General features: G+C 41.7%; 16 protein-coding genes, 1 tRNA gene, 1 rRNA gene and 1 other RNA gene. 7 read left to right on the top strand and 12 right to left on the bottom strand.

Annotated elements, in window-relative coordinates; translation table 11 throughout:
- The 3 genes from ERX27_RS09780 to ERX27_RS09770 form a co-directional block, all read right to left on the bottom strand.
- A 16S ribosomal RNA gene (locus ERX27_RS09780) occupies positions 1 to 83 on the bottom strand; the annotation flags it as partial.
- Positions 84 to 457: 374 nt separating this feature from the next.
- Positions 458 to 1,294, bottom strand: a complete 837-nt coding sequence (locus ERX27_RS09775; RefSeq protein ID WP_208001781.1) for a patatin-like phospholipase family protein — start codon at positions 1,292 to 1,294, stop codon at positions 458 to 460.
- A 112-nt stretch (positions 1,295 to 1,406) separates the two neighbouring features.
- On the bottom strand, positions 1,407 to 2,921 hold the full coding sequence (locus tag ERX27_RS09770; protein ID WP_133432641.1) for a DNA-binding protein: 1,515 nt from the start codon (positions 2,919 to 2,921) through the stop codon (positions 1,407 to 1,409).
- A 179-nt stretch (positions 2,922 to 3,100) separates the two neighbouring features.
- On the opposite strand from ERX27_RS09770, the gene ERX27_RS09765 reads away from it, so the two are divergent.
- The 4 genes from ERX27_RS09765 to phnE (ERX27_RS09750) all read left to right on the top strand — a co-directional run bounded on the left by ERX27_RS09765 (position 3,101) and on the right by phnE (ERX27_RS09750) (position 6,482).
- Positions 3,101 to 4,057, top strand: a complete 957-nt coding sequence (locus ERX27_RS09765) for a phosphate/phosphite/phosphonate ABC transporter substrate-binding protein (protein WP_133432640.1) — start codon at positions 3,101 to 3,103, stop codon at positions 4,055 to 4,057.
- 78 nt (positions 4,058 to 4,135) lie between these two features.
- Positions 4,136 to 4,909: a phosphonate ABC transporter ATP-binding protein gene (gene phnC / locus ERX27_RS09760; protein WP_133432639.1), complete on the top strand. Its 774-nt coding sequence runs from the start codon at positions 4,136 to 4,138 to the stop codon at positions 4,907 to 4,909.
- Positions 4,909 to 5,682, top strand: a complete 774-nt coding sequence (phnE, locus tag ERX27_RS09755; protein ID WP_133432638.1) for a phosphonate ABC transporter, permease protein PhnE — start codon at positions 4,909 to 4,911, stop codon at positions 5,680 to 5,682. Before phnC ends, phnE (ERX27_RS09755) begins: the two co-directional genes overlap by 1 nt.
- Positions 5,679 to 6,482, top strand: a complete 804-nt coding sequence (gene phnE, locus ERX27_RS09750) for a phosphonate ABC transporter, permease protein PhnE (RefSeq protein ID WP_133432637.1) — start codon at positions 5,679 to 5,681, stop codon at positions 6,480 to 6,482. Before phnE (ERX27_RS09755) ends, phnE (ERX27_RS09750) begins: the two co-directional genes overlap by 4 nt.
- A gap of 39 nt (positions 6,483 to 6,521) precedes the next feature.
- On the opposite strand, the gene recR is transcribed toward phnE (ERX27_RS09750), so the two are convergent.
- The 9 genes from recR to ERX27_RS09705 all read right to left on the bottom strand — a co-directional run bounded on the left by recR (position 6,522) and on the right by ERX27_RS09705 (position 15,027).
- A complete protein-coding gene (gene recR, locus ERX27_RS09745; protein WP_133432636.1) occupies positions 6,522 to 7,118 on the bottom strand; it encodes a recombination mediator RecR in 597 nt (198 codons plus the stop codon).
- Positions 7,118 to 7,438 (bottom strand): YbaB/EbfC family nucleoid-associated protein, encoded by a 321-nt coding sequence (locus ERX27_RS09740; RefSeq protein WP_133432635.1) that lies wholly within the window; start codon positions 7,436 to 7,438, stop codon positions 7,118 to 7,120. The genes recR and ERX27_RS09740 overlap by 1 nt, the downstream gene beginning before the upstream one ends.
- A gap of 16 nt (positions 7,439 to 7,454) precedes the next feature.
- Positions 7,455 to 9,095, bottom strand: a complete 1,641-nt coding sequence (gene dnaX, locus ERX27_RS09735; RefSeq protein WP_133432634.1) for a DNA polymerase III subunit gamma/tau — start codon at positions 9,093 to 9,095, stop codon at positions 7,455 to 7,457.
- Between the two features lie 87 nt (positions 9,096 to 9,182).
- The gene (locus tag ERX27_RS09730; RefSeq protein ID WP_133432633.1) at positions 9,183 to 10,427 is read right to left on the bottom strand and encodes an aminoacyltransferase; all 1,245 of its coding nucleotides are present in this window, start codon (positions 10,425 to 10,427) and stop codon (positions 9,183 to 9,185) included.
- A gap of 116 nt (positions 10,428 to 10,543) precedes the next feature.
- Positions 10,544 to 10,809, bottom strand: an RNA gene (ffs, locus tag ERX27_RS09725) — signal recognition particle sRNA large type.
- A gap of 39 nt (positions 10,810 to 10,848) precedes the next feature.
- Positions 10,849 to 11,583: a trehalose operon repressor gene (treR, locus tag ERX27_RS09720; RefSeq protein WP_133432632.1), complete on the bottom strand. Its 735-nt coding sequence runs from the start codon at positions 11,581 to 11,583 to the stop codon at positions 10,849 to 10,851.
- 29 nt (positions 11,584 to 11,612) lie between these two features.
- Positions 11,613 to 13,271: an alpha,alpha-phosphotrehalase gene (gene treC / locus ERX27_RS09715; RefSeq protein ID WP_133432631.1), complete on the bottom strand. Its 1,659-nt coding sequence runs from the start codon at positions 13,269 to 13,271 to the stop codon at positions 11,613 to 11,615.
- Between the two features lie 19 nt (positions 13,272 to 13,290).
- On the bottom strand, positions 13,291 to 14,754 hold the full coding sequence (gene treP, locus ERX27_RS09710; RefSeq protein ID WP_133432630.1) for a PTS system trehalose-specific EIIBC component: 1,464 nt from the start codon (positions 14,752 to 14,754) through the stop codon (positions 13,291 to 13,293).
- A 180-nt stretch (positions 14,755 to 14,934) separates the two neighbouring features.
- Positions 14,935 to 15,027 (bottom strand) — tRNA-Ser (locus tag ERX27_RS09705).
- 116 nt (positions 15,028 to 15,143) lie between these two features.
- Between ERX27_RS09705 and ERX27_RS09700 the strand changes: the two genes are divergently transcribed.
- The 3 genes from ERX27_RS09700 (at position 15,144) to ERX27_RS09690 (ending at position 18,021) form a co-directional block, all read left to right on the top strand.
- Positions 15,144 to 15,827, top strand: a complete 684-nt coding sequence (locus tag ERX27_RS09700) for a hypothetical protein (protein ID WP_133432629.1) — start codon at positions 15,144 to 15,146, stop codon at positions 15,825 to 15,827.
- Between the two features lie 98 nt (positions 15,828 to 15,925).
- Positions 15,926 to 16,957, top strand: a complete 1,032-nt coding sequence (locus ERX27_RS09695) for an SDR family oxidoreductase (protein ID WP_243715889.1) — start codon at positions 15,926 to 15,928, stop codon at positions 16,955 to 16,957.
- A 14-nt stretch (positions 16,958 to 16,971) separates the two neighbouring features.
- Complete coding sequence (locus ERX27_RS09690; protein ID WP_133432628.1) at positions 16,972 to 18,021, top strand: ABC transporter permease; 1,050 nt, start codon at positions 16,972 to 16,974, stop codon at positions 18,019 to 18,021.
- Positions 18,022 to 18,028: the final 7 nt, after the last annotated feature.

The raw sequence follows: 18,028 nt of genomic DNA, 5'->3' as shown, positions 1-18,028 counted from the left end.
AGCACCTCGTCTATCCGCTCGACTTGCATGTATTAGGCACGCCGCCAGCGTTCATCCTGAGCCAGGATCAAACTCTCCATAAAAGTGTTTGATAAAGCTCTTTGATTGGTTGAGCCAATCACTCTTGGAAGTACTGTTAGTACTCAAATTATTGGAATTAACGTTGACATATTGTCATTCAGTTTTCAATGTTCATTTTTCGTCTCACAAGATTTAACTATACTCTCTTTCGTTAAGAAAGTCAACAACTTTTTAAAATCTTTTTTAATTTCTTTCAGTTGCTATTAAGTTATATCTTTACCGGACAAGATTTAATTATACGCGCTTCTTTGAAAGAAGTCAACACTTTTTAAAATTTCTTTTTCAGTGCTTGTTATTATCTCTGTCGGACAAGATATAACTATACAGGGTTTCCCTCATTGCAACAAGCATCAAAATTACACTATCTCTATTTTTATTAAAAGTCTCTAATCGCTGCTATCTTCTGCTCTGCGTCCCGGTAGCCAAGTTCATACAGCTGATTCAGTTTATCACGGTCTTTTTCCATTCTATCTACTTTCAGATTGAGGCTTGGTCTAATCACTAGAATATGTCCCGCCGCTTCTTCTTTTTCTATATAATGCAGTGTTTCATTATAACGCCCTGGTCTTCGGCGCATCGCCGCGTCAACTGCAGGATAACCTTTGACTTTAAAGTATTTGGCAATCCGACTAGATTTCTTGAAATAACTTTTAGGTCTAGTCAGGACAACCACATTCTTCTTGATGCCATCGCGCTGTGCTTTCCGTAAAGGGATAGGATCAGTCACACCGCCATCCAGAAGCTTCTTACCTTCATACTCCACAACAGGAGCCATTAACGGCAGTGAGCTCGATGCTCTTAATATCGTCAGCATGTCTTCTTGCAGTTGTTCCTTGTTATAGTATTCTGTTTCGCCCGTTTCACAATTAGTGCAGGCAATAACATACTCTCCTTCATATAGAAGAAAGTCTTTCATATGATAAGGTTCCAGAACATTAGGAATCTCATCAAATATAAAATCCATTCCGAACATTTCTTTATTCTTAATGTAGTTATTCAAGGATAAGTAGCGCTTATCATTCAAATAATCAAGCGTCACTCTTTTATTGCGTCCTTTTTGCTTAGACAAATATGACGCAGCCATATTACCGCCAGCTGATACACCGATCACATAATCAAAACTGATATCATAATCCATAAAACAATCAAGTACACCCGCAGTGTAAATACCGCGCATGCCTCCACCTTCCAGCACTAATCCTTTCTTGTCCATCACGATCACCTCAACTCTAGTATTCCATATTATAGCAAATACCATATTGTATATAAAAATATCAGACTAGATTTCTAGTCTGATAATGTTTAGTATTATTTTAATTCAGTGTCTATTTGATCGTTGTCGTTTCTGTATATAAGGTTGTCGTATCTTTTTTTAATCTGATACTCGCTGCGCCCGTCTGTCCTTTTGTTGTTTTCGTTCTGATAGAGAATGATGCATTACCATAAGCATCTGTTTTAACTGAGAAAGCAGGGCTGTATCCCACTGGACTCCAGGTCCCGTTCATATAGAAGGAACCGAGTTGTGTGCCACTTGAGTTATAAATGCCTGTTTTAAGATTAGAATAGGTTGTATTAGCCGCAAGACCTGTTAGTTTCAATGTCAGTACAAACTCTGTTCCATTTGTAATAGCCGGATAAGTAAAATCATAGCTACTCGCTCCAGGTTGCTGAACTGTTGTATAACCGTAACTTCCTGCTTTAAATGTACTTTCGTCGAACCACTTGTATCCTGCAAGCGGTGTTGACCACGGTTCGTTCGCTGGTTCTGTAGAAGTTGCAGGATTTTCAATAGCAAGCTGAGGTGATGGTGTATCCAGCGGTAATCCTTTTTCTTTAAAAGTACTATAGCTTTCATCTACTGTCAGCCAGTCCACTAAGTTATTCAACAACTGGTCATCGTCCACTTCTTTATAACCATCATAAGTTGTTTTTGATTGTCCGTTATCTTCTCTCTTATACTTGGGTGTACTATCTTCAACCATCGATGAGTCGCCGACAAATGCAGCTTTTCCTAAGCCTACTTTACTGATAGCAACATAAGGGCCTTCTGCTTCGCCACCCCCAAAATAAACACCTTGATCGACAGATGGTCCCCACTTATCATTAGTGGTCAATCCATCCGGCAGATAAACCAGCCCTTTTGCGATATCCGGTTTAGTAATAGCGATTGTTGAACCTGCGTGCATGGCAATACTTTGAATATTTTTAGTAATTCCGAATGATTCTGTTTCTGGTACCACCTTTGTCGTTATAATGTTGTTCAGCGCATTATATCTGAATCTGACACCGAAATTATCATTTAACCAGTCTGAGCTCGTAACACCTGTCATACGAGTTGATGTTTTTTCTTCTGCCGACATTCCTTTTGTCGGATCGGAATAAGCCCCTCTTCTATAGCCATTAAAGACTTCAGAAGAATCATATCTATTTAAATTTCTATCTGCATTGTAATGGTCAGAAATAAAGAAAACACTTCCGCCGGCTTTAACATATGACAGTATCGCTGCCTGCTCGGTTGCTTTAAACGGGATATTTGCTTCCGGGATAACAAACGTATCATAATTCTGAAGGTCTGATAGCACGATAGGCGTACCTTTACGCAGTTCTCTGACTTGATAACCTTTAGCAGCCAGTCCTTGACCAAAATCAGAGAACGCACCATCAATGACCCAGTCAGCTGCTCCTGCTGTCTGTCCATGAGTGTTGTCGACTAACACCTTCTTACCATTCGCTATAGCAGGTATGATTTCAGGTGCTTTATCCTTAAAGCTTTCTGCCTGAACTTCAGGACTGATTAAAAGTAATGACGCGATACACCCTATTACAACATTCTTCAGCATGTCAGCTTCCTCGTCTCTCTCTATTTACTTCTTTATTATAAGCACTTTACATTAACTAAAAGTTAATTAATCGTAAAGATTTTCCATAAAAATTTACACTTAATTTACACTAAACTCTCATTCTATTTGGTATGCTTGTTAAGGCATTAACAATTAAATGGAAATAAAGGAGCTTAACTATGTTCAAAAAGATTGTAAAAACGTCTGTACCAGCAGTGCTTGCTGTCACTATGCTTGCAGCCTGTGGCAATGATGATTCTGCAACAAAGAAGACTGACTCTAAAGAAGATACTAAATCAGCATCAACTGAAAAAGGTTATGCACCAGAGAAACTGACTGTACAATTTGTTCCTTCTCAAAATGCAGAAACACTTGAAGCGAAAGCAAAACCGCTTGAGAAGTTACTAAAAGACGAACTTGATATTCCGGTCGAAGTTTCTGTATCAACTAACTACAACACAATCGTTGAAGCAATGAAATCTAAAAAAGTAGACGTCGGTTTCTTACCTCCAACAGCATATGTTCTCGCTCACGATCAAAAAGCAGCTGATGTTCTGTTACAAGCTCAGCGCTACGGTGTTAACGAAGATGGTTCACCAACAAAAGAATTAGTTGATTACTACAAATCACAATTCATCGTTAAGAAAGATTCAGGCATCAAAGACCTGAAAGATATGAAAGGCAAGAAAATCGCGATGCAGGACGTTACTTCTACTGCAGGTTACGTATTCCCAGCTGTTGCACTTAAAGAAGAAGGTATCGATCCACTGAAAGACATGGAAGTCACAACAGTTAAAGGTCACGACCAAGCTGTTATCTCATTATTAAATGATGATGTAGATGTCGCTGTTACATTCCAGGATGCACGTAATATCGTTAAAAAGGATCAGCCAAACGTCTTTAAAGATACAAAAATCGTTAAACTGACTGAAAAAATCCCTAACGACACAATCGCTGCTCGTTCTGATATGACAGATGAATGGAAAAAGAAATTAACAGATGCATTCATCAAAATCGGTAAAGATAAAGAAGGACAGAAAGTCATCCGCGAAGTTTACTCACATGAAGGTTATGTTAAATCTGATGATTCTAAATTCGATATCATCCGTGAGTACGATAAAAAAGTTAAAGAATAAGACAGGTCATTACCAGTACTGAACAGAAAAGCTAGACTCACTCAGTGGGTTTAGCTTTTTATATTAAGGAGTGTACATATGAGTCAAATCGTTTTTACAGATGTTAATAAAGTTTATCCGAATGGCCACGTGGGTCTCGATAACGTTAATCTTGAGATCAAGCAAGGTGAGTTTATCGTGATTGTCGGTCTTTCTGGAGCGGGAAAATCCACTTTACTTCGTTCTATCAACCGTCTGCATGAAATCTCATCAGGCGATATCTCTATAGACGGCGAGTCTATTACACGTGCTAAAGGTAATAAGTTATTGATGATGCGCCGTAATATCGGAATGATCTTCCAGAGCTTCAACTTAGTCAAACGTTCTTCTGTCATCCGTAATGTGTTAAGCGGCCGTGTCGGCTACCATCCAACATGGAAAATGGTACTCGGTCTTTTCCCGAAGCAGGATAAACAGATCGCGCTTGAAGCATTAGACCGCGTCAATATTGTAGAAAAAGCCTACAACCGCGCAGATGAATTATCAGGCGGCCAGCAGCAGCGTGTCTCTATCGCACGTGCTTTAGCACAGGAGCCGAAGATTATTCTGGCAGATGAACCGGTTGCCTCTCTTGATCCTTTGACAACAAAGCAGGTCATGGATGATTTAAAACGGATCAATCAGGACCTTGGCATCACTGTTATTGTCAATCTGCACTTTGTCGACCTGGCCCGTGAGTATGCGACACGTATTATTGGTCTGCGCGCCGGAAAAGTCGTTTTCGATGGTCCAGTAGAACAGGCGACAGATGCTGCATTCTCTCACATTTACGGCCGTGAAATTAAAGACGACGAGATGATGGGGGTTAAATAATGCAGCCTGTCAACAACACTAAACGTTACAAAACTATCTTTACCGTCTTACTTTTACTAGCACTTCTTATCTGGAGCGGTTACCAGACTCAGTTCAGTTTCCAGAGTCTCGCAATCGGTTTCCCTGAGATGATGAAGCTGATTAAAGAGATGCTGCCACCAGACTGGTCGTATTTCAGTGAGATTATAGAACCGATGCTGGACACGATTCGTATGGCGGTCCTCGGTACAACATTCGGCTCACTTCTTGCGGTGCCGGTTGCACTCCTGTCAGCGAACAATGTGTTCCGCTCACGCTGGATTACAGTGCCAGTGCGCTTTATCTTAAATATTATCCGGACGATACCTGATCTGCTGCTTGCTTCTATATTCGTCGCAGTGTTTGGTATCGGTGCCTTACCAGGAATCTTCGCACTGACTGTCCTGTCATTCGGTATTGTCGCAAAATTATTCTATGAATCGCTCGAAAATATCGACAATGGTCCTCTTGAAGCCATGACAGCAGTAGGTGCCAATAAAACTAAATGGATAACGTTTGGCGTCCTGCCGCAAGCAATCGCCCCTTATCTATCATTTGTGCTCTTCACTTTTGAGATTAATATTCGAGCAGCAGCTGTTCTCGGGCTGGTTGGAGCCGGTGGTATCGGTCTCTTTTATGACAAAACACTCGGCTATTTCGAATATCCAAAAGTGACAACGATTATTATCTTTACGTTATTAATCGTCATGTTGATTGATTTCACGAGCACGAAAGTAAGGGAGCGTTTACTATGAAGAACTACGATCATTTAAAACCAAAGTCCTCTACACCTGCTATTATCCGTAATATCATTTTAGTCGTGTTATTGCTTGCGATTTATATCTGGGCGTTCAGCGGCATGCCCAAAATTGAGATCAAAGAAAAGTCATGGGAGATTTTATCTAATATTCTTGACGGTATCATCCATCCGGACTGGGGCTATGTTTACATGCCTGAAGGAGAAGACTTACTGCGTGGCCTGCTTGAAACATTCGCCATTGCCTTTCTTGGTACAGCGATCTCTGCTGTACTCTGTATTCCTTTTGCCTTTCTTGCAGCAAGAAATATCTCTAATCGTTTCTTATCAGAAGTCAGCAAATTCTTTCTCAGTCTGATTCGTGTCTTCCCGGAAATCATTATGGCTCTCCTTTTCATCAAAGCAGTCGGACCGGGTGCATTTGCAGGGGTACTCGCTGTCGGGATACACTCAATTGGTATGTTAGGTAAGTTATTTGCCGAAGACATTGAGAACCTGGACCTCGGCCCTTCTGAAGCGCTGACTGCGACAGGCGCAAATAAAATCAAGACATTAATGTTTGCAGTCGTCCCTCAGATTCTGCCTGCCTTTATCTCATTTGTTCTCTACCGCTTCGAAATCAACTTAAGAAGCGCTTCTATTCTTGGTTTAATCGGCGCAGGGGGTATCGGTACACCGCTGATTTTCGCTCTTCAAGGCCGGACATGGGATAGAGTCGGTATTATATTAATTGGTATCATCATCATGGTTGTCATCGTCGATACTATATCGGGTGCCATCCGGAAACGTCTTGTTTAACATAAAAAGAAGCTTCTCTTCAATAAGAGAAGCTTCTTTTTATATTTCTGTCCGTCCGGAGATGGCTTTTGACAGAGTGACTTCGTCTGCATACTCAAGGTCACCACCGACCGGCAGACCGTGTGCCAGTCGAGTGGTCTTAATACCAATTGGTTTGATCAATCTTGAGATATACATCGCCGTTGACTCGCCTTCGATGTTAGGGTTAGTGGCCAGAATCAGTTCCTGTACTTCCTCATCTTTCAGACGAGTCAGTAGACTTGGGATATTGATATCTTCAGGACCAATGCCCTCCATTGGCGAAATCGCACCTTGCAGCACATGATAAAGCCCTTTATACTCACGCATTTTCTCCATCGCAATCACGTCTTTAGATTCTTCAACGACACAGATTATCGAACGGTCACGTGTCTTGTCCTGACAGATATAGCAGGTATCTGTATCCGTGATATGTCCGCATACCGAACAGTAAGTGAGCTCACGTTTTACATCGACGAGCGCTTTCGCAAAATTCATAACGTCCTCTTCTTTCATATCAAGAACGTGAAAAGCAAGACGCGCCGCTGTCTTCGGGCCAATCCCGGGCAGTTTCATAAAGCTGTCAATCAGTCTGGATATAGGTGCAGGATAATGCATTACATCATTCCCGGAATGTTTAATCCTTTAGTGTGCTGACCTAAACGTTGTGCAGTTACATCATCTGCTTTAGCTAATGCTTCGTTTGTCGCTGCTAACACTAAATCCTGTAACATTTCGATATCTTCAGGATCTACGACTTCTTCTTTAATGATGACGTCGATCACTTCTTTATGTCCTGATACTACGACTGTCACCATACCGCCGCCTGCTGTTCCTTCGATACGTTCTTCTTTCAGTTTTTCCTGCTCTTCAGCCATTTTCTTCTGCATTTTCTGCATCTGTTTCATCATTTGTTGCATATTTCCGCCACCGCGCATAATTATTTCCTCCTTGTTAATCAATCATATTAATCGTGTCTTTACCAAATAACTCTTCTGCTGTCTTGACGATATCCTGTTTCTTTGGCGTTTCAGCTGGTTGAGCTTTACGATTCTGGATATAGTCATGTCTGACCTGCAGCCACTGCGAGTCCGGTACACCTACCATTTTAACTTTTTTATTGATGATTGTGTACACAATCGACTCAATCTGCTGACGTTTTTCTTCGTCTTTATTGACGATATCTGAATGAATATCATCATCGAACTTAATCAGAATATGTGTGCTACTTGCCGCTACTGGCTCTGTGTTCTGCATAAGACTGACTAAAGCCCGCTGATCATTCTGCTTCACATGATCAATCAATGACTGCCAGTTTTCTTTCAGATAGGTCAGATCTTCGCGGTTAGCATTATCCAGCACCGTTTCAATCTGAGCCATTGAAAAATGATTTTTAGTCTTTGTTTCCTTGCGTACTGGTTTTGAAGGAGCTGCCGCCACCGGATTCAACTGCACGGCTGCCAGTTTGTCCTCAAATTCCTTGAAGCGTTCATCGATATAAGAGTGATCGATGCTTTCAGCAGGTCCATTTACTTTCTCTTTTAACTTCACCAGTTCAGATAGTTTGACAATCAGCACTTCAAAATGCAGATTCATATTAACCGCAAAGCGCATGGAGACAAGCGTGTCATTGATTTTATCAATCATCTCATAAATCGTTGACAGTTCTACTTCATAAACCAGACCGTCCTGTTTTTCGCCTGTCGCGAAGTCGACGATAACATCGCGGAGATAATAAATAAAGTCATTAACCAGTCGATTGACTTCTTTGCCGTCGCTGAGCAGCTGGTGGTAGAGATCGAACGCCCCTCTTACATCATGCTTGATGATGAGGTCCGTCAGCTGTCTCAGTTCTTCTTTGCCGACACTGCCGGTCACATTCAGAACGTGTGTCAGCGTCAGAGATTCTTCTCCGAAAGCAATCGCCTGATCCAGAATACTAAGCGCATCCCGCATGCCGCCTTCAGCAGACTGTGCAATAAAGGCAAGTGCTTCCTGTTCATAGTCGATGCCTTCTTTGTCACAGACATATGCCAGATGGTCGACGATGTCCGGTGTACTGATGGCTTTGAAGTCAAATCGCTGACATCTCGAAATGATGGTCGGCGGGATTTTATGCGGCTCTGTTGTGGCCAGAATAAAGATAGCATGAGCCGGTGGTTCTTCCAGCGTTTTCAGAAGTGCATTGAAAGCGCCTGTCGTCAGCATATGAACCTCGTCAATGATGTAAACTTTGTAACGGGATTCACCTGGGGCATATTTTACTTTATCACGAATATTACGAATCTCATCGACTCCATTATTACTCGCTGCATCGATTTCGATGACGTCAGAATTAGTGCCGTTTGTAATGGATATACAGCTTGCACATTCATTACACGGCTCACCGTCGTGACGTTCTGTACAGTTGATTGCTTTTGCAAATATCTTTGCGATACTTGTCTTCCCTGTTCCCCGAGGTCCGTTAAACAGATAGGCGTGAGAAATCTTGTTTCTCGCAATAGCGTTCTTCAGTGTCGTTGTAACGTGTTTCTGGCCGACTACTTCTTCAAATGACTGCGACCGGAACACGCGATATAAAGCTTGATAACTCAAGACGTCCCCTCCATCAGTAGTAATGGTTCCATTATACCATTTCAGATATAAAAAAATAGGAACACAGAAGTGCTCCTATTCAAAAAGTTACTTACGTTTCATCAGCTGATAAATCTTATAAGCCGGACCATTAAGCGGTTTGATGAAGTCACCGATCTGTTCATCAATATAAGCGTTGAATCCTTTTTTAAACTTAATGACACCCATATCAGGTGATGTCTCTTCATTGAAGTCACCGCTGACCCCGTAAAAGTTATAACGCTTCAGGCCGAGCTGATTGGCAAACTTGATCATTTCCCACTGCATATGGTAGGCGCCCATAAATTTATTGTATTTAGGGTTGGAACCACTGGACAGATAGTAGAGTTCATGGTTATTGAAGATATAGATGGCACTTGCAAGTTCGAGAATGTCGCCGTCTGATTGTTTCAGTTCTTCTGTTTCAGCTATTTTCTTTTCAATCTGATGAACAGCCTTCTCGAGTTCCGCTGTCTTATTCTTCAGTTTTCTGAAGTCCGGGTTTTGTTTCAGTTCTTCATTTGATGCTTCAAATTCTGTCCGTTTCGCTGATAGCTGCTCCTGCAGTCGAGACAGATAGTCATTTAAATCAATATAGGCCATAACAACACGTGCGTTATCACCGTACATCTTCTTCATACGTTTGAATGTCTCAAGACCGAAAAGAGAAAAATCATGCTTATCTTCTGCCATGCGGTACAGACTGAAGAATTTATCCATCTCATCATCAGCTAAATCGCGCAGCTGAACACCCATTTCAATCGTCTTATTGATGTTGCGACGCGTCTTATATTCCATCTCTTTTAAGAGCTCATCATCTGTCTTAGCTGTCAGATCAAGCACAGAAAAATAACGGGCCTGTGAATCCATCGAATAGCCGACTGGATAACCTCTATGCACATACCCAAGAGATTCCATTGTCTGAATCACATCATCAACCGGCTGTTCTTCAGTGACATTACCGTCACCATCCAGATAGTTGCGAGTCATATATGGATCCACCAGGACAAATAAACCTTTACGTGCTTTCAGATATTGAGTCAGGTGAGTATAGAAGAACTGGACGAGTTCTTTATTATGGTGATCCATCACCGGTCCTTTATGCGTATAATAGTATTTAAAAAATTTAAGGCTTGCAGCGCCTGTTAAGAGACAAGCGGCAAGTATGCGTTCTCCTTCTTTGACGCCCACTAAATGAACATCCATGTTCATCGCCTCGCGGCCTGTATAATGTGCGCGTGATTGCGTGTAATGACTGAATTCGTCTTTAACGAACGAATCGAATTCATCAATCGTCAGTTCACAGAATTTCATTGTCTTGCTCCTCTCCATTTACCTTTAAAAGTATGCCATAATCGAACAAAATTAAAAAGGCATATCCACTGATATGCCTCTTGCATTATATATAGATTCATTAATATCAAAAAAAGCCGTGCACCTCTGCTTTGTTAAGCCTACATGAGCGGAACCTCGATCGCCAGCTCAAAGTCGGCTACCCCGGCCACATACAAGTTACCACTTAATGCTGCTTCCTTCCGGACCTGACATGGTTCATGGGCTTATATTGACCAGGACCGACTTCTCAACACTACGTGTCAAAGTCAGACCTCACAAATTGCTTCCCGCAGCAAAGGAGTTAGGTCTTGCCTAAGCGGATTGCAAGTATAGGGAACCGCTACCTCCCCACTTAGCACGGTAGTATATATAATACTATACCTCTTTCAGTAATTGCAAGTTATTTGTCGACTTCAGTCATCCGACGTGAGAAATCTACAAATCTGAACTCGCTTGCCCGGTGTTTCGAAATATTGTATTGAAAAGGCACTGCATTCGCTAAATGAACCACTGAACGTACAGTAGCTGCATAAGGCGGCACCGCTTCTGCGAATAACCGGAGCTCTAAATCTGTCATCGGTTCAAACGTGATGGCTTTGTTGGAAAAGCTGATTTTAAGTTCCAGCTCTTTTTCGATATACGCATAAATGGATTGTGCAGCGATGTCTTTAGTCAGGTCCGGAATCAGTTCAGCAATAAAGTAATCAGTATCAATGATATTCACGCGTTGATTTTTAGTACGTATGCGCACGACTTCATAGAGCAACGTATCATCCTCGATGTTCAGTGCCGCTTTTGCCAATGGATGGTCTGCTGCACGCACTAACTTAAATGATTCTACATGTGTCTGATAGTCGATGCCAAGTGTGGCATTGATTTCCTGGAAGCTGACAAGCTGAGATATCGGCAGATTCGTCCCTTCCTGGTAAATGACGACCGAGCCCTTACCCTTCAGCTTCTGAATGTAGCCATTGACCTGCAGCAGACTCAGTGCTTTACGAACGGTTTCACGTGATACATTGTATTTTTTGACCAGCAGACTTTCTGATGGGAGCTGATCATGAAAATGATATTCTCCTTTTATTATCTGTCCACTGATATCCTGGTAAATTGTCTGGTATTTATTTCTATTCATCCTGATCCCTCTTATCCCGAGTCTTCTTTCTACGCTCTCTCAGTATAAGTCGGTTCCCTTAAGACGGCAACTGCCTGATACGGCTTTAATCTTCGTTCAACTTGATGATAATTATTAATCAGTACTTCACCGTCCAGGGATAGGGCAGCGGGCACGTCTACTTCCTGGCCGCTGAAATTAGCGACTACAGTCATGGTCTGGTCATCAAGCACTCTTCGATAAGCAAAGAGTTGAGGATGATCAACCAGTTCTGGCACGACTTCACCATATGTCATAATATCCAGATCGTGTCTGAGCTGTATCAACTGCTGATACGTATAAAAAATGGAATCAGAGTCGCTTAGCGCATCTTCAACATTAATTGTTCTATAGTTAGACGCTACATCCAGCCAAGGCGTACCCGTCGTAAATCCGGCATTCTGTTCTTTAGACCATTGAACAGGCGAACGTGAATTATCGCGCGACTTCTGCTGCAGGATACGGATAGCCTGTTCTTTGCTGATGCCTCTTTCAAGCATCAACGGATAAGCATTGAGAGATTCTACATCACGATATTGACTGATGTCCTTGAGATAAAGATTGGTCATTCCGATTTCCTCACCTTGATAAATATAAGGAGTCCCTTGCAGGAAGTGAAGGGTAATCGCCAGCATCTTAGCGCTGTAAACACGATTTTCCTCAGTAGAATCGTCTCCGAAGCGTGACACAACACGTGGCTGGTCGTGGTTGCACCAGAAGATAGCATTCCAGCCTCCGCCCGCAGCAATACCTGTCTGCCATTTAAAGAGAATCTCTTTCAGCTCGATAAAATCATAAGATTTTTCAGACCATTTTTCACCATTCTGATAATCGACCTTTAAATGATAGAAGTTGAATACACTGCTGAGTTCCTGGCGTTCTGGATTCGTATATTTAATACAGTGTTCAAGGGTCGTTGAACTCATTTCTCCGACTGTCATGAAACCTTCTTTGTCACCGAATGTCTCACGGTTCAGTTCGTGCAGATAATCGTGAACTTTCGGCCCATCTGTATAGAACTCTTTGCCTTCTTTCGGAGAGTCTTCATAAGTCCCTTTTGAGATCAGATTGATGACGTCAAAACGGAATCCGTCCATCCCAAAATCAATCCAGTAATTGATCATATCGTAGATTTCACGGCGTAAACTTTCATTCTCCCAGTTGAGGTCTGCCTGAGTCACATCAAAAAGACGAAGATAATACTGATCTGTCGCTTCATCATACTGCCATGCATTACCGCCAAACTTTGATTCCCAGTTCGTCGGCGGACCATTCGTACCGTCTTTCCAGATATAATAATCACGATAAGGATTATCTTTAGATTTACGGGCTTCTACAAACCAGTGATGATGCGTGGATGTATGATTGATCACGATATCAGACATAATCTTGATACCTCGGTCATGTGTTTCATCGAGTAATCGCTTAAAATCATCTTTCGTACCGAAGTCAGGATTAATCTCATAATAATCATTGATATCATAGCCATTATCATTCATGGGTGAACGATAGACAGGCGTCAACCAGATATAATCGATACCCAGCTTCTTCAAGTAATCAAGCTTCTCAATGATACCGTTCAAATCGCCCTGACCATTGCCTGTCGTATCATTGAATGACTTTGGATAAATCTGATAGACCACTGATTTTTTCCAATCCGTTACCGCCATGTTAAAACTCCTTCAGTTCTTATTTTGTATCCTTCACACGTTCTACAACGACTTCTTCGCCTTTTTTCTTTGCAAAATTCGAAAAGATTAAAGTCAGAATAACAGGTAGTACGATAGCGATAATCATACCGATGAAGAAAGTGAGACGGAAGCCTTCGTTAATCGAAATAATCCCAGGTAAGCCTCCCACACCCACACGTCCTAATAACTGCTGTGACCCAAATATCGCTCCCACAATCCCTGTCGTTACCACTGCTGCAATAAATGGATATTTAAGAGGGATGTTAACACCGAACATAGCAGGTTCAGTAACACCTAACCAGCCTGAAATACCGGATGTCAGTGCAAGCCCCTCTTCTTTAACCATTTTGCGCCGTTTGTACAGGAACCATGCTGCGAATGCTGCAGAACCTTGTGAGATGTTAGAAATCGCTAAAATCGGCCATAAATAAGTTCCGCCAAGCTGCGAGTTCTGTAACTGGAAGTCAACAGCCAGGAACATATGATGAAGACCTGTTACAACGAGCGGTGCATAAACAAGCCCGTAGATTAAACCGCCTAGCCAGCCTGCTTTTGTGAAGATAAATTGAATGACATCTGTAATCTGTGTACCTAGCCATAATGCTACTGGACCGATGATTAAGAATGACAGGAAACCAATTAATAATAATGATACAGGTCCTACAACCAGCATCTTGATTGAATCATGCACACGTTTATTTAAGAAACGCTCTACTTTTGCGAGGAACCATGCTGCAATGAGTACAGGTAAGACCTGTCCCTGATAATTTAATTTGTTAATCTGAAGACCAAACACATCCCATTGAGGGATTTTAGTCAGTTCTCCTGTATCAGCATTACCCAGACTATATTGAGATGCAAGACCTGGATGACACATAATTAAACCGAGAACCATACCTAGTATCGGACTGCCTCCAAATACACGCATAGCTGACCAACCAATTAAAGCGGGCAAGAAAATAAACGGAGCACCTGCGATGAAATTAATTATTTCAGCTAAATCTCTTAATTGCGGATACATTTCAACAAGTGACTGTTTACCAAATAAACCTCCAGCAGTCAGGACATTGTTAAGTCCTAACAAAAGACCCGCTGTCACGATTGCAGGCAGTAATGGGATAAAGACATCACCCAATGTTTTAATCGCACGCTGCAATGGATTCATTTTATCTGCTGCAGCTGCTTTGACTTCATCTTTTGTGCTTTCGCTCATTCCTGTTTCTTCAGTGAAAACTTTATATGCTTCATCTACAGTACCGGGGCCGATAACGATCTGAAACTGATTATTCGCTGCGAAAGACCCTTTAACTAACTCAATCTTATCTAATTCCTCTTTATTGACTTTCGATTCATCATCAAGTGCTAAACGCAGTCGCGTCACACAGTGTGTTGCTGCATTAACGTTCTCTTTACCGCCAATTGCACTAATAATGCGTCTGACATCATCTCTATTTACTGCCATCTCTCCATCTCCCTTTGTTAAATTAACCTCATTGTAACGTGTCTATACAAGCTTTGTAAACATAAATTGAAAAGGGTTTCAAAGTTAATTTATTCACTAAAATGATTTATATAAACAAAAAAAGATGCCCTGATTTCTCAGAACATCTTTATCTATATAAAGTCTATTATAATCTATAAATGGCGGAGGAAGAGGGATTCGAACCCCCGCGAGCCGTTAAGCCCCTGTCGGTTTTCAAGACCGATCCCTTCAGCCGGACTTGGGTATTCCTCCAAATAAGACAATATCAATCTTATAACATTGAGATTTTTTTGTCAACAATCAGTAAGATTTTTTTATAATTGATGATTATGGGTAAATAATAACGAATGAAAGTGAGGGACTAATCAATGAAATATGAAGTAAAAGTCTATGTAGATAGTACCAAAGTTCTCGATAAAAAAGGGCATCTAACCCATACGTTTCTAGATGCTTTCGGCGCTAAGAGTAAAGATGAAGATTTTCTTGTGCAATTTGTGGACCATGACACTAGACGTAATTATGATAACCGGGTGACCATACGAGTCAGAAAATCAGAGTACGACGAGTTCCTGGAAATACAATATAAGAAACGTTATCCGGTACTGAACGGCGATATAGAAGCGGCTGTCAGACAAGCAGAGCTCGATGGTATGACAGGTGACTATGAAGTCGAGTATGGCATCAGCAAACAGACACTCAGTGTCACACACGTCATCGAAGTTCCAGTAGATGACCATGTACTTCCTGCTCGCCACGACCATATTACTGATCAAGCGCCGGAAGTATTCGCTCCTTACCTGTCAGAACTTGAAGAAACGTCTCTTGTCGGCCCAGTAGCGTTTGAGAGACATACTGGTAAATTAGAAGACTACAAAATCAAACTTGAGAAATGGGATATCGGCAAAAGTCATGTGGTTGAGCTCTCTTCAAAAGTGAAAACGTCTGAAGAGGCCGCTTACTTGCAGCAGGCTTTAATCACTCACTTAACCGAGTTAGGATCATATGAACCTAAAGATCAACTGAAAACCGAAATGATCTTTGAAAATCATTGATTCTGTCATGTTTAATTGCTAATTTCTGTTCAATAACGGTACAATTATAATACTTAGTTCCAGAAGATCTGGAGAATAGCTTTATTTTAGAATTGGAAGTGAATACCCTGAATATATTTTTAACAGGCGCTACTGGTTTTGTCGGCGCTCAGCTCATTCATCGACTTGCTCAGAATCCTGAGCACCATCTCTATATACTCTATAGAGATGAAATAAAGAAAAACAAATTGCTTACTCAATTACCTGATGCCTCCCTTCATTTTGTGAAAGGAGATATCACAGCAGAACACTGCGCGGTTGATTTTGATGCCTACGACCTTCCTGCAATGGATTACTTCTATCATTTAGCTGCACTTGTGAAATTCGATGAGGAACTGCGCCATGAGCTGTTTGAGATTAATCTTGAAGGTACGAGACATGCCCTGGCATTAGCCGCATCTCTTCAGACGAAGCATTTCCTTTATATTTCAACTGCTTATACTGTCGGGCAGAATGAATATGCCAAGGAAGAACTGCATCCTCTTTCCACCCCAGTGAATAATCCATATGAAGAAAGTAAACGACAGGCCGAACATGTCGTCTTCAATGCTCCGATGAAAAAGTCCATTCTGCGCCCTGCAATTATTATAGGGGATTCAGAGACAGGCGAAGCAGATTCCAAATTCACTCTTTACGGCTTCATGAAAGCACTGAAGATATTCCGCAAAAAGATGTCTCGGAGCGGAAATAATCAGAGATATAGACTATACGCCGACGATCAAGGCACTTCTAATCTTGTGCCTGTAGATTACGTGGTGAAAGTGCTGACGGAAGCCTTACATGCTGAAGATGAAAAAATCTATCATATCACTAATCCTCTTCCTCCGACCAATAGAGAGATTCTTGATATCATCAAGAAGCATCTCGATTTTGAACAGCTGATTGTTGCACCTGAAGCTGACAAAGCTTATATGACAGAAGAAGAACAGCTGCTGAATTCCTATATCTCAGTCTTTGACCCTTACTTCAGGAAATCCATTGTCTTTGAAGACCAGCACACTGAGCAGTTACTCGCTCAGTCCGGGCAGCCGCTTCTGCACTTAAGTCATGCTCAACTGGATATGATCATCCGTACATTTTTAGTTAAATAAAAGGGGGAAATGATATGTTTCTGGCTTGGAAAGAGCTTCTCTATAACAAATTAAAATTCAGTCTGATCATTGGTGTTCTTGTACTCATCGGCTATCTTCTCTTTCTTATCTCAGGTCTCTCCAACGGTCTGATGAACATGAACCGTGAAGCCATTGATACATGGGACGGCGATGCCATTGTGATGACTGAGGAATCCAATCAGAATCTTGCCCAGTCTGTCATGGATAAGGATGCTGTTGAAGGAGACTTCAAGAACGTTGCACCTATCAAGAATACAGCTGTCATCGCCTCAACAGATGACCGCAAACAGAACGCCCTATTATTCGGCGTTGAAAAAGATACGTTTATCGAACCAGAAGTCAGCGAAGGTAAAATGTTCAAGGATGATTTTGAAGTCGTAGCTGATGATACGTTTCAGGAGAAAGGATTTAAGATCGGTGATGAACTCAACCTCGCAGGTACCGATGAGTCACTCACTATCACTGGTTTCACAGAAAGTGCCAAGTATAACGCGGCCCCTATTCTCTACGCCAATAATGACACAGCCGACGTGCTGACCAATGGCCGTCTGAAAGATAAAGTGAATGCCTTTGTAGTGAAAGATTCCGATTTTAAAGACGTTAACGTCGATGATGATCTGCAGGTCATAGATACAGAATCTTTCATCAAAAAACTGCCAGGCTATACAGAGCAGAAGCTGACGCTCGACTTTATGAGTTATTTCCTGTTTGCTATTTCAGCATTTATCATCGGAATCTTCCTCTATGTCATCACGATTCAGAAAGCTCCGATTTACGGGCTGTTGAAAGCACAGGGTATCAGCAACAGTTTTCTCGGCAAGTCTGTCGTTTATCAGACGCTGATTCTTTCAGTGCTTGCTGTTATTATCGCACTCGCCTTGACACTCTTAACTGCATATTTTCTGCCGCCTGTCGTACCGATTATTTTTAAATGGCAGCTGATTGCGATATACGCAGCGACACTCATTATCACTGCATTACTGGGCGGACTATTCTCAATTCGATCTGTACAGAAAGTCGATCCACTAAAAACAATAGGGTAGGTGATTA

It is taken from the genome of Macrococcus brunensis, assembly GCF_004359615.1.
GTDB lineage: Bacteria > Bacillota > Bacilli > Staphylococcales > Staphylococcaceae > Macrococcus > Macrococcus brunensis.
The sequence above is the reverse complement of the archived record's forward strand: the minus strand, read 5'-3'. Positions and strand labels throughout refer to the sequence as shown.

Excerpts from the sequence above, each read along its gene's own strand:
- ERX27_RS09775 (WP_208001781.1), bottom strand. The coding sequence starts at position 1,294 with ATGGACAAGAAAGGATTAGTGCTGGAAGGTGGAGGCATGCGCGGTATT.
- ERX27_RS09770 (WP_133432641.1), bottom strand. The coding sequence starts at position 2,921 with ATGCTGAAGAATGTTGTAATAGGGTGTATCGCGTCATTACTTTTAATC.
- ERX27_RS09765 (WP_133432640.1), top strand. The coding sequence starts at position 3,101 with ATGTTCAAAAAGATTGTAAAAACGTCTGTACCAGCAGTGCTTGCTGTC.
- phnC (WP_133432639.1), top strand. The coding sequence starts at position 4,136 with ATGAGTCAAATCGTTTTTACAGATGTTAATAAAGTTTATCCGAATGGC.
- phnE (WP_133432638.1), top strand. The coding sequence starts at position 4,909 with ATGCAGCCTGTCAACAACACTAAACGTTACAAAACTATCTTTACCGTC.
- phnE (WP_133432637.1), top strand. The coding sequence starts at position 5,679 with ATGAAGAACTACGATCATTTAAAACCAAAGTCCTCTACACCTGCTATT.
- recR (WP_133432636.1), bottom strand. The coding sequence starts at position 7,118 with ATGCATTATCCTGCACCTATATCCAGACTGATTGACAGCTTTATGAAA.
- ERX27_RS09740 (WP_133432635.1), bottom strand. The coding sequence starts at position 7,438 with ATGCGCGGTGGCGGAAATATGCAACAAATGATGAAACAGATGCAGAAA.
- ERX27_RS09730 (WP_133432633.1), bottom strand. The coding sequence starts at position 10,427 with ATGAAATTCTGTGAACTGACGATTGATGAATTCGATTCGTTCGTTAAA.
- treR (WP_133432632.1), bottom strand. The coding sequence starts at position 11,583 with ATGAATAGAAATAAATACCAGACAATTTACCAGGATATCAGTGGACAG.
- treC (WP_133432631.1), bottom strand. The coding sequence starts at position 13,271 with ATGGCGGTAACGGATTGGAAAAAATCAGTGGTCTATCAGATTTATCCA.
- treP (WP_133432630.1), bottom strand. The coding sequence starts at position 14,754 with ATGGCAGTAAATAGAGATGATGTCAGACGCATTATTAGTGCAATTGGC.
- ERX27_RS09700 (WP_133432629.1), top strand. The coding sequence starts at position 15,144 with ATGAAATATGAAGTAAAAGTCTATGTAGATAGTACCAAAGTTCTCGAT.
- ERX27_RS09690 (WP_133432628.1), top strand. The coding sequence starts at position 16,972 with ATGTTTCTGGCTTGGAAAGAGCTTCTCTATAACAAATTAAAATTCAGT.